The 11,903-nt window shown below is 57.1% G+C and carries 10 protein-coding genes; 7 read left to right on the top strand and 3 right to left on the bottom strand.

Features of this window, described 5'->3' with window-relative positions; all coding sequences use genetic code 11:
* Positions 1–2 precede the first annotated feature (2 nt).
* The 5 genes from EOW68_RS17070 to tgtA all read left to right on the top strand — a co-directional run bounded on the left by EOW68_RS17070 (position 3) and on the right by tgtA (position 5,560).
* Positions 3–1,139 carry an ABC transporter ATP-binding protein gene (locus tag EOW68_RS17070; RefSeq protein WP_128226370.1) on the top strand — a complete coding sequence of 379 codons (1,137 nt, stop codon included), beginning with the start codon at positions 3–5 and terminating at the stop codon, positions 1,137–1,139.
* 156 nt (positions 1,140–1,295) lie between these two features.
* Positions 1,296–3,041: a DNA polymerase/3'-5' exonuclease PolX gene (polX, locus tag EOW68_RS17065; RefSeq protein WP_128226369.1), complete on the top strand. Its 1,746-nt coding sequence runs from the start codon at positions 1,296–1,298 to the stop codon at positions 3,039–3,041.
* 5 nt (positions 3,042–3,046) lie between these two features.
* On the top strand, positions 3,047–3,502 hold the full coding sequence (locus tag EOW68_RS17060; protein ID WP_128226368.1) for a Mut7-C RNAse domain-containing protein: 456 nt from the start codon (positions 3,047–3,049) through the stop codon (positions 3,500–3,502).
* Positions 3,503–3,550: 48 nt separating this feature from the next.
* The gene (locus EOW68_RS17055; protein ID WP_128226367.1) at positions 3,551–4,030 is read left to right on the top strand and encodes a DUF5797 family protein; all 480 of its coding nucleotides are present in this window, start codon (positions 3,551–3,553) and stop codon (positions 4,028–4,030) included.
* A 60-nt stretch (positions 4,031–4,090) separates the two neighbouring features.
* Positions 4,091–5,560 carry a tRNA guanosine(15) transglycosylase TgtA gene (gene tgtA, locus EOW68_RS17050; protein ID WP_128226366.1) on the top strand — a complete coding sequence of 490 codons (1,470 nt, stop codon included), beginning with the start codon at positions 4,091–4,093 and terminating at the stop codon, positions 5,558–5,560.
* A 70-nt stretch (positions 5,561–5,630) separates the two neighbouring features.
* Here the strand turns inward: tgtA and EOW68_RS17045 are convergent, their stop codons facing one another.
* From EOW68_RS17045 to EOW68_RS17035, 3 genes are all read right to left on the bottom strand, one after another.
* Positions 5,631–6,971, bottom strand: a complete 1,341-nt coding sequence (locus tag EOW68_RS17045) for a S8 family serine peptidase (protein ID WP_431359028.1) — start codon at positions 6,969–6,971, stop codon at positions 5,631–5,633.
* 167 nt (positions 6,972–7,138) lie between these two features.
* Positions 7,139–7,720 (bottom strand): hypothetical protein, encoded by a 582-nt coding sequence (locus tag EOW68_RS17040; protein WP_128226365.1) that lies wholly within the window; start codon positions 7,718–7,720, stop codon positions 7,139–7,141.
* Between the two features lie 133 nt (positions 7,721–7,853).
* Positions 7,854–9,068: an RNA-guided endonuclease InsQ/TnpB family protein gene (locus EOW68_RS17035; protein WP_128226364.1), complete on the bottom strand. Its 1,215-nt coding sequence runs from the start codon at positions 9,066–9,068 to the stop codon at positions 7,854–7,856.
* A gap of 279 nt (positions 9,069–9,347) precedes the next feature.
* Between EOW68_RS17035 and EOW68_RS17030 the strand changes: the two genes are divergently transcribed.
* Both EOW68_RS17030 and EOW68_RS17025 read left to right on the top strand, forming a co-directional pair.
* Positions 9,348–10,505 (top strand): hypothetical protein, encoded by a 1,158-nt coding sequence (locus EOW68_RS17030; protein ID WP_128226363.1) that lies wholly within the window; start codon positions 9,348–9,350, stop codon positions 10,503–10,505.
* 404 nt (positions 10,506–10,909) lie between these two features.
* Entirely contained in the window at positions 10,910–11,485 is a 576-nt protein-coding gene (locus EOW68_RS17025) for a hypothetical protein (RefSeq protein WP_128226362.1), read from the top strand.
* The last annotated feature ends 418 nt before the right edge of the window (positions 11,486–11,903 follow it).

The raw sequence follows: 11,903 nt of genomic DNA, 5'->3' as shown, positions 1-11,903 counted from the left end.
TTATGGGACGACTCGAGATAGACAGACTACGGAAGACGTTCGGACGTGGCGGGGACAAAGTTGAGGCAGTATCGGAGCTGTCGCTGTCGGTCGCCGATGGAGAGTTGCTCGTGCTCGTTGGACCCTCGGGATGTGGAAAATCGACGACACTGAACTGCATCGCCGGCCTGGAGTCGGTCACCGAGGGGGAGGTTGTCATCGACGGGGAGGTGGTGACCGAGAAGCGGCCCGAGGACCGCGATATCGCGATGGTGTTTCAAAACTACGCACTGTACCCACACATGACTGCCGCCGGGAACTTGGAGTTCGGTCTCAAGATGACGACGGATCTCTCGGCGGCAAATCGCCGGGAGCGGGTGGAATCTACCGCCGAGTTGCTGGATATTGGCGAGTTGCTCGACAAGAAACCGAAGTCGCTGTCGGGCGGACAGAAACAGCGTGTGGCCCTCGGTCGGGCAATCATCAGGGACCCCGCAGTATTTCTGATGGACGAACCGCTCAGCAATCTCGACGCCTCGCTCCGGTCGACGATGCGCACCGAGATCCAGCAACTCCAGGATGACCTCGACGTCACGACGGTGTATGTCACCCACGATCAGACCGAGGCGATGACGATGGCCGACCGGATCGCAATCATGTACGAGGGGGAGCTCCAGCAGGTCGGGCAGCCCCTGGAGTGCTACTATCGGCCACGGAACAAGTTCGTCGCGGAGTTCATCGGCGAACCCGCTATGAACATGCTCCGCGTTACGCGCAGAGGCGATCAGTTCGTCGCCGACGGTTTCGAGTATCCTGTCCCCGAGAGGGCTGACGGGCTACCGTCCGGCGAACCGTTCACGCTCGGAGTCAGACCGGGAGCGATCGACATCGTCGAGCCCGAGACAGGGGTCGCGACGGGGACCGTCGAGGTGGTCGAGCCACTTGGCGAAACGTCACACGCACATCTGAATATCGCCGACACCACGGTGACTGTCACGACCGACGGCCCGGGGTCGGTTGAAGAAGGCACACAGGTTGATATCGATTTCCCGGCACAGCGAGCCCACCTCTTCGATGCCGGCTCCGGCGTTGCAGTCGCACGCCGGGACGGTCTGCCGGGCGATCAAACCGAAAGCTATCCGAACCCCCGCTACGACTGACCGCGTCCCGTTGTGAACTGTCTGTGGGCAGCGATAATATCCAGTATTCGTTGTCCGAGAGGGGTCCTCGTACAAAACCCTGCCACACCAGTCGAACCGACCACTCCTCGGAGCTCGACGCTGTATTTTATTTTCCTGCCGGCCCGATGACATCGTATGAGCCGGAACGACGAGGTGGCGAGGCGTCTCGAAGAGTTCGCGGATCTTCTCGAAGCCCAGGACGTGGAGTACAAACCCCGGAGCTACCGCCGTGCGGCGGAGAATATCCGCGATCACCCGGAGGCTGTCGAGACGCTCGCCGCCGAGGGCGAAGATGCCGTCGCAGAGATCGAAGGCGTCGGCGACGCGATCTCCTCGAAGATCGTCGAGTACTTCGAGACCGACGAGATCGAAGAACTCGAAGCACTGCGCGAGGAGCTACCCGTCGAGATGGCGGCACTGACAGCCGTCGAAGGTGTCGGCCCGAAAACCGTCGGAACGCTGTACGAAGAACTCGACGTTCGAACACTCGAAGACCTCGAAAGCGCTGCCCGCGCGGGTGAAATCCAGAACGTCTCGGGCTTTGGACCGAAAACCGAACAGAACATTCTCGATGGAATCGAGTTCGCCAAGACGGCACACAGCCGCCAGCTGCTCTCCGAGGCACGACCACGCGGCGAAGCCGTTCGAGATGCCCTCCTGGAAGAGCAAACCGTCGAGCGCTGTGAACTCGCCGGCTCGATCCGACGCTGGAAACCGACCGTCGGCGACGTGGACGTCCTCGTCGGCAGCGAGAATCCCGAAGCTGTCGTCGACGCCTTCAGCGACCTCTCCAAGGCCGACGAGGTCATCGAGGCCGGGACGATCAAAGCAAGCATCCGGATCGAACAGGTACGGATCGATCTCCGCGTCGTCGACCCCGCGGAGTTCGGCGCAGCACTCCAGTATTTCACGGGCAGCAAACAGCACAACGTCACCGTCCGAAACCGGGCGATCGACCGCGATCTCAAGGTCAACGAGTACGGCGTTTTCGACATCTCCGAGGTAGACGATCCCGACAGCGGCCAGCGCGTCGGCGAACTCGTCGCCAGAGAGAACGAACAGGAGGTGTACAGCGCACTCGGCATGGGCTGGATTCCCCCGGAACTCCGCGAGGACCGCGGGGAGGTCGCAGCCGCGGCGGAGGGGAACCTCCCGGAACTGCTCGAACTGTCGGCTATCGGCGGTGATCTGCACACCCACACCGACTGGTCCGACGGCGGTGCGACACTCGAAGAGATGATCGAGGGTGCAGCCGAGTTCGGCCACGACTATCTCTGTGTCACCGACCACGCCACAGGTCCGGGAATGGTCGGCGGCGTCGGACTCGACGACGACCGGCTCCGCGAGCAACTGGGCGAAATCCACGCAGTTGCTGGCGATGCCCCGATCGACGTCTTCGCAGGCGTAGAAGCAAATATCCGCGAGGATGGCTCGATCTCGGTCGACGACGACCTGCTTGCAGAGCTCGATCTGGTCGTCGCCTCACCCCACGCCGCACTCGACGGCGACGGAACGGAGCGACTCGTCACCGCAGCGAAACATCCCGAAGTCGACGTGGTCGGGCATCCGACAGGCCGGTATCTAAACAGCCGCGAAGGACTCAGCGTAGATATCGAGCACCTGGCTGAAGTGGCAGCCGAACACGACACGGCCCTGGAGGTGAACGCGAACCCCAACCGGCTCGATCTCGCGGGTCACGCAGTCAAACGGGCGATCGAGCAGGGCGCGACCATCGTGATCAACACCGACGCACACCGACCGTCGAGTTTCGAGTTCGTCCGCTTCGGCGTCCAGACGGCCCGCCGGGGCTGGGCCGAAACAGCCGACGTGCTGAACACCCGCGATGCCGATGGCATCCGCGAGTTCGCCGGGATGGACTGAGAGGGATGGGAGAGAAACTGCTCCTGGATGCGATGGTCGGCCGGCTCCGGACCTATCTCCGGATCTGCGGTCACGATACGCTGTATGCCCTCGACGAGGACCTCGAATCCGACCGGGCGATCCGAAAGCGCGCAGCGAGCGACGGGCGGATACTCATCACTCGCGACAGACGACTGGCAACCCGGACAGAGGACGCGATACTGCTCGAATCGAAAGAGATCGAGGAGCAACTGACCGAACTCTCGACGGCAGGGATCGCACTCGAACCGACCGACGAGCCCGAGTACTGTGGTGTCTGCAACGGTCCACTCGAAGCGCTGCCGGACGGCGAGGAGCCAGTCGAGGAGGCCCCAGACGACCAGGAGCGGATCTGGTACTGTCTGGACTGCGGCCAGCAGTTCTGGAAAGGCAGCCACTGGGAACGCATCGAGGCGACGCTGGACAGCGTCACGGGGGAATAGACCACAAAATCACAACGTGCTTTAGTCACTGCCGTATATCGGGCAGTAATGACGCTCTCCGAGGAGGCAATGGAGCGACTGGCAGAACTCGTCGAGCTCCAGCCGACGAAAAACGCCGAACTCCAGGAGAAGTGGGGGCTGGAAAGCGGCAGCGAGGTCCACCAGTATCTCGAATCCGAACTCGGCGACTACTACTACCGCGACGAGAACAGCCTGATCTGTGCCACACCCGAAGCCGAGGGACTCGTCGGTGAAGATACCGGCGGCGAGCGCGCAGTTGCGGGCACACAGCTCCAGCGAGACGTAATTCGTGTCCTGCCGGGCCCAGACGAAGAATCACAGAGTGTCGTCGCGACACTACACGACGTACAGGAGGAGACGGGCACCGACCCGAGCGTCGACGATGTTCGCTCTGGACTGCACTCGTTGACCGACAAGGGACTCGTCGAGCGAATCCGGAAGACAGTCCCGACCTTCCGGCTGGCGATCGAGCGCGACCGGATCACCATCGAAGTCGACGAGGAGTAGCCCTCGCCGGACAAACGCGACAACGCAACCCTTAGAGGCGTACCCGACAGAGTGAGACCAATGCGGGAACAGTTCGAGGTTCGCGACTACGACGGGGCGGGCCGGATCGGCGAGTTGCGGATTCCGCGGGCCGACCGAACCGTCGAGACGCCGGCGCTACTCCCGGTCGTGAACCCCCACGTCCAGACAGTGCCGCCGAAGACACTGGAGACGACCTTCGGCGCGGACATTCTCATCACGAACAGCTACGTCCTCCACGGCAGTGCAGACCTGCGCGAACCAGTGCTGGAGCAGGGAATTCACGAGTTACTCGATTTCTCCGGCGCGATCATGACCGATTCCGGCTCTTTTCAGCTCGCGGAGTACGGGAAAATCGACGTGGATACGGAGGAGATTCTCGAATTCCAGCGCGAGATCGGCTCCGATATCGGAACGCCAGTCGATATCCCGACACCGCCGGACGTCTCCCGGGAGCAGGCCGCCGAGGAACAAGCCGAGACACAGGAGCGCCTGGAACTTGCCGAGACCGTCGACACCGGGGAGATGCTCGTCAGCGCGCCGATCCAGGGCTCGACCCATCTGGATCTCCGCGAGCAGGCCGCCCGGGAGGCCTATGGAACCGATCTCGATCTGTTCCCGATCGGAGCCGTCGTCCCCCTCATGAACGAGTACCGCTTTGCCGACCTCGTCGATGTCGTCGCCGCGGCAAAACGCGGGCTGGGTGAAAACGCACCAGTCCACCTGTTCGGGGCCGGCCACCCGATGATGTTCGCACTCGCGGCTGCGCTTGGCTGTGATCTGTTCGACTCCGCTGCGTACGCACTGTACGCCCGCGACGACCGCTATCTGACGGTCCGTGGAACGAAACATCTCGAAGAGCTGGCGTATTTCCCCTGTGAGTGTCCGGTCTGTCGGGAGCACACGCCAGCGGAACTCGAAGCGGCAGGGAAGACAGAGCGGCATCGACTGCTCGCCGAGCACAATCTCTCGGTGAGTTTCGGGGAGGTGAGACGCATTCGGCAGGCGATCAAACGGGGGGATCTCTTCGAACTCGTCGAGACACGGGCGCGTGGCCACCCCGCGGTGCTCGATGGCTACCGGACGCTACTCGATTACGCAGACCAACTGGAACAGACCGATCCGGTCTCGAAAGACGCCTTCTTCTATCTCTCGGAAGACAGCGCGCGCCGACCGGCTGTGAACCGTCATCACGACCGGCTCGAACGGCTCGACGCCCCAGAGGAACTGTGGCTGACCACGGGCTCGACCGGTGATGACGGCTGGCGACTCGTCCCCCCATTTGGCCCAGTGCCGCCGGCACTCTCCGACGTCTACCCACTCACGGCGGAACTCCCGGATCGCCTCGACGAGGCAGCCTACAGGGCTGCTGTCGAGGGTGTCTGTCGCCTCGCGAAGGCAAATCCCGACACGTCGGTGACCGTTGCCCACGACGACTGGCCGGAGACGGCACTCGCCGAACTGCCGGAGCGAGTGACGGTCAGGCCACTGGGCGGTCACAGAGAGGAGTAGCACAGTGCAGTCTCGACAAAATGAGTGACGGCCGGTCGTTAGATGGGGAGACTTCCGTCTTTGCGGTACCTTACAGCGCGTCGACGATGTTCAGATAGCCGCCCCCATAGAACTCTTTGTCGTACTCGTCGGGAACGTCAGCCGCACGCTTGAGAGCCGATTCGATCTGGTTGGCGTTGTAATCGGGATTCGCGCTCTTGACCAGCGCTGCCGCACCGGCAACGTTCGGGGCAGCCATGGAGGTCCCGGCCTTCCACCCGTAGCCTGGGACCTGCGTGTCTGGTTCTCCGTCACCGTCCGTATCCTCGTAGGTGAATACCGTGTTGAACACGAGATCATTGAACCACGGAACACCCGTACCGATGGCTTCCAGATCTGCGTTGCCACCGGGTGCACCCAGCACGATGTCGTTTGTCCCGTAATTCGTGTAGAATGCAGGACTCGCGGGCGGGGACTCAAGATCCGTAACCTCGTCATCCCCATCGGCATCCCACCCATAGCCGATCGGACCAGTCGCTGCAACTGATAGCCCCTGAGCACCCTCGTTTGGAAGACTAATGAAATTCTTGTCTTTCTGGAGGTCGGCACTGTCGTTACCTGCTGCGATGACGAGCAACGTCCCTTCCTTGTTCGCGTAGGTCATCGCACTGTTGAGAACCTTGCCGTAGAAGGTACCGTTCCCTTGGCGCGGAATCGGATACGCGCCGAGCGAGAGATTGGCCACGTCGGCGTCGACGTTTGCACTGTAGACGACCGCAGCGAGGATGTCGGCGAACGATGCCGTCGGGCCCGAGAACACCCGGCAGTCGACGAGGTCCGTCTTCGGGGCTGTCCCGTTGACACCGGCCCCGCCACCGTTATCTGCGGCGACGATACCCGCGACGTGTGTGCCGTGGTCATCGCCCCCGACCGGGTTGTGGTCGCCACCGTCGTCGGTGAAGTTCCGCGAGAGATCGAGGTTGAGCGGCCCCGCTAGATCGGGGTGTGTTTCGAGGACGCCCGAGTCGATGACAGCGACACGAGTTCCCTCACCTTCGGTCGTCTCGTGGGCCTCTGGAACGTTCAGATCTGCCTTGTCCCACTGAAGGAAATCACCGGGCTGTCCTTCGTAATCAGAGGCGTCGAACGTCGGAACCTCGCTGTTTACATCCGGTTCGTTCAACTCTACTTCGAGATCCGGTGCATAGTTACTGACAGATTTTTTCACGTCTTTCTCGTCACCGGTGACTACCGCATAGCTGACGCCGTCCAGTTCGTGGACGACCTCGAGATCGCTCAAGTCTGCACGACCACCTGTTGAGACAATAAACCGGTCGGTTCGGGCCGCAGCCGTGACTTGCGACCCCACGGCGATTCCACCGAGTACTGTGCCACTTATCTGGAGAAACGTCCGCCGACTAGTTTCTGACATGTCCATTCGTTAAAAGATATTGTTGTTATATAATTTTTACGTTCAAACTGATTTTCACTCAGAACAATATGTTGTATACGATATGTAGATTACTTTCGAACAACTTCTACTCTCCGGATAGAAGCGTACCTCTTTGCTCAAAATATAACGAATAGACGAACCGATAGTTACGAACCGGCGACAGCAGGATTCACCTGCCGGCCGACGAGCAACAGTGCCACGAGCAACAGTGTAACCGAGATCGGGAGCAGCCACTCGAAGAGGACGAGCACTCCGCTGGTCACCTGGATTCCGAAGATGAGCGCGATAATCGGGCCACAGCAGGCCGCCCCCGAGAGCAGCGCCGGGAACCCGGCGAACAGACCCGCAGACTGCGAGCCGACACCACAGGCCGACGGCTGTTGCCAGGCGAAATAGGAGACCCCAACGTTGACCGCGACGAGAGCAGCGATCACGAGCCCGATAACCGTGTTCAGCGAGAACTGGTAGGTGACAATTCCGAGACGGAAGAGTGCCACCGGTTCGTAGGTGAAGGTACCAAACGACTGTCGGAAAAGCGCCTCCCAGGGTCGCGCTGCGACGACCATGCCGAACTCACCGTTGCCGGCGGTCAGTTTGTCGATAGCGTACAGATAGGTGAGAAGATAGGCGACGAGAGAGACCCCGATAACGACCTGTGCCCGACGGTCCCGAACTGTAAGTCCAAGCGCCTGTCCGGTCCGTTTCACAGTGTCGACGATCACAGCCATCTTACTCGGAGACCTCCGTGTTCGGATAGTAGGCGAACCACGCGAACCAGTAAGAATCGACGGAGATGATCCGTTCACATCACCTACCTCGGCGTGAACGCCGAGGTTTGTCGGTGAACTCCCGGTCTGTCCACTAGACCGTGGAAGGCGAGTAGTCGCCGTTCCCGTTCACTGTTCCCGACTTCAGGGCAAGGTGATAGGTTGCCCCTCCAGAACCAGACTTGCGCCGGTTCTGGATGTATTTGTGTGCGATGTTTCGCGCCGCGTTGTAGTCGCTATGTAGCTCTTTGCCGCATTTCTGGCACACGAACACGTCGCCGTCACGGTTGTCTTCGTGCGTGAAACCACACCCTGTTTCGGAACACCGTTGACTGGTGTAGGCTGGATGGACAGTTTCAACAGAAATCCCTTGTTGTTTGGCCTTGGAGGTGACTTGGCGTTTCAGTTCGTTGAACGCCCACTGTTGGAACTTCGAGGCGTTCGAGATACGGTCACGAATATTCTCTAACTCCTCGAACACAATGGTCGTACAGTTCTGAGAAACAGCCTCTTTGACCAGTTCCTTTGATGCTTGGTGCAAGAAGTCCTCTGACCAGTTGGCGAAGGCATCACCGATGGACTGGATAGTGAGGTGTGCGCTTCGTGTGCCTTGCTGTTGGAGACGAGCGCGGCGACGTTCATACTCGCGGCGTTTGTGATTCAGCAGGTCGGCGTTCCCGATGAACGCGCCTGTGCTGGTGACTGCGAGATACCCGTCCACGTTTCGATCGACGCCAAGAACGGTCTGGTTCTCGGCTTCTCCCGACGAATCTTCACGTTCCTTCTTTACGGAGACGTGGAGGTAGTAGGTATCTGATTGATGGTCGTAGCGGAGTTTCGCGCCTTGCTTCTGCCATTCGTCACTTTCCATATACTCGGCCTGAATCGAGTCGTCTGGATAGACGTATTCTGCATGAACGCGACTGCCACCATATGCGGCAAGTGAGCAGTAGCCGTCGAAGTAGGTAATCGCATTCGTGTTGTAGACCGTCGTATTCGACGTGAACACTGGCTTTGAGGTGCGTTCGCCCGCTTTCATCTTCTCAACGCACCCATCGAGTGCGTTCGCGGCGTGATCGGCTGCGGCAACGGTCAGGTCAGCGTGCAATCCAGTGTCGTCTCGGATGTCGTCGTAGACAAGGCGCTGGAGATGATTACCCGATGTAATCACGTACCCGTCGTCGCCGTCCCATCCTCGGTCTGCGAACCGCTGTGTTGCATTCCGAAACGTGTTCATTGTCCGTTTCAGGTCGTCTCGGCGGTCGCTAGGGACGGAGAGCTTGACAACTGCGGTACGATTAATCTCCATCTGTATGCCACATGTGGCTTTATGTTTATAAAATATAGGGAGTTGGCCGGGCTGTTGAGTGTTGTTTGCTCTTCGGAGCTTACGCGATTCCCGCCCGCCGTGAACAGTAGTTGAGAATGACAAAATCTATGCAGTACTTTCCGAGAAGGATTTTGGAACAAGTGGAAGTTGGTTGTTTCCAACAAAGTACCTGTAGTGGTTCACTCAACAGATTGTCCCTGTTACTTTTGACCTCCACAATTTTTATTTCAATCAACTGCGAATTACTTACCAGGTAGTTTGAAGACACACCACTATCTTTTAATCGCGTTCGTCGCCACGACTATCCTGCTAGCCGGTTGTGCTGAACCGGAGAATAATGGTGATGCTGATTTCGACCTGGGCAGTGGCCAGCAAGGCGAGGAAGATTATATTTCGGTTGATTCCGGTGGTGATGAACAATCGAATGAAACTGATCGTTCAGAGGATGTTAGTCAGACTGAGGGGGTTGTAACGGTTATCGATGGATCTCCAGAGGCGGGTCTATCCGATGAGTCTCTTGCGGAAGAATTGCTTCGAACTGTAGAATTTTTTGAGGAATTACCCGATGACGAGATAGAGCGTGATCGTGTTGTAAGAGAGACAGCTACAACCATTTGTGGCATAGATAAGAGTGAAGTCCCTGAGAGATCAGCCGATGTGAGTGCGATCGGGGATGAGACGTATCGAAATACCTACCGGATCGCTCATACCGCCGAAGCGATGCGCAATTTTGGTGTTGATGTGAACCCCACTGTTATTAACCAGCGGATGCGGACGGCGCGTGAGGTGATTGGTGCGGCCTCAAAATATGCACCAATACTCGGGAGCTACCAACGCCTAAGTTCTGCATCGTGTGCAGTCAAAAATGGTGAACCTGGTGCAAAAGAGGATTTCTATATTGCGTCAGCTGAATTCGCTGTCGATCTCGTTCTTGCCAAAGAGAACGTGATGTACAAAGCATCATTCAAGACGACAGGATACGTGGCTAATCAAATCGGGATGATGCGGCTTGCACGCGTCTGTGGCTACAAATGTGTCGGGCTCGTGAAGAGTGAACTATACTGGGTAACACATGGGACATACTCAGGTGTGTTAGATCAGGTGGCGATAGAAGCTACTGACGGCAATCTCACAACTAGTGGGTGGAATAGCTCAACACGGGATAGCATTGGAGAATACCTTGAAGGTAAGACTGATTCTACACAAATCGGAGACAGTCTAATCGCCAACAACAAAGTAATCGACTGTGTCAACAAGAATCTGGATATGCGTAGTCTCCTGGGGCTTGGTGATGAACTCTCCACTGAACCGATAGGGGCGGTAAAGACGATACTTAGGGAGCAGCAGGTGCCACAGAACACCGATCTATCCTTCCTTGAGGATGTCGACGCAGTAAACAACTGTGTAAATCCATAAGCACATTCACAAGTGGAGAAATTAGACGCTGTCAGTGGGGCAATTCCTGTTCTACTCAATCAGGAGTCGAGTTTAAAGGGAGCCCTAAACTAGTGGTGTGACTTCGGGACGTTGATTTTGGGATTTTCCAACCTGCGGTTGTAATACACACTCACACAGGTTTCAGTCATTTGCTCCTCAATTTTCGTCTACGGATCATCTGTTGACATACACTCGCCTGCACGGGTTGTGGCTGTATTCGTGGTTGTCGCCAACGATTCAACACGATCAAACGAGGTGGTATTCTTATGACTGTGGGAGACAGAAATTATGAAGTCCGCTACTATCGATTGTATAGAGAGGCGCGATCATCAACACCAACTCCGGTATGATGAAATGCATTGATAGAATAGACGTAGGTAAGTGTGAAGATCATCCTTGACTCAGATGCGGCAGTATTTATTGCAGGTACATCTCTCTGTGAGGACTTCTTTAGCCAGTTACCAGCTTGTATCACTCACTACTGCTTCAAAAATGAAATCCCAGGTTTGAAAAACAAACCACGTAGACATGTACGAAGAGGTGCTGAAGAAGTTCTGGATCGAGTTTCCAAGGGAGACATTGAGGTAGTCCCAAGTTCAGCAGCACCAACTAACCCTGATAAAGTCCAATATGAACACTTATCGCAGAAGTATGAACTGGATGCAGGAGAACTGTCGATACTACGATGTCTTTTGTGGGATGCTTCTGAGATAGCTGTTGTTGCAGCACAGGATTCTGATGCAAGAAGTGCGATTACGACATTGGTACAAAAGACTCAAATAAGAGTTCAGGTCGGGTCACCTGCTACGGCACTTGGATTATTAGTGGCTCAAGATGATGCTCTTTCTGTTGGTGAGTGTCTAGACGCTATGGAATCACAAGTCCAAACAGAGGGATGGAACTGGAGTAAGCTCAAAGCAGAATATGAGAACGAAATTAAGGATGTGCAGCCAGACTAGGCAAACATCTCTGTGAGCTCGTCACCAGAGTACCCGTTGTCTTCATTGGAGTCACGAGCTCGTCGAATAGAGACAATTTGTGCTATTTCCTCCCAATCGTCCCCGAGAAGAGCCTGCGCGCGTGCACGGCTAATTCTACTGTTAATGAATCGCCGGTAAATTTCGGTCTTCTCTTCCATTTTTGTGGATGAGGGGGAATGTGCTGTACTGCTCATAGTGTTGCTATGGGGTTCCCGGTTATATAATTACTGGCTCAGTAGAGGTCTGAAAGAACATTTCGATAACAGCTATGTGTATCCACCATCCGTCTTTAGCTAAGCTCAGAACGTCGTGACAGTGGCGGCTTTTCGGGACTTCTTTTCGACAGGAATGAGGAGGCAACGGCTGTGTACACTGAAGCCTCCTCAGACGTAATTGA

The organism is Halovenus amylolytica, from assembly GCA_004015825.1.
Classification (GTDB): domain Archaea; phylum Halobacteriota; class Halobacteria; order Halobacteriales; family Haloarculaceae; genus Halovenus; species Halovenus amylolytica.
The sequence above is the reverse complement of the archived record's forward strand: the minus strand, read 5'-3'. Positions and strand labels throughout refer to the sequence as shown.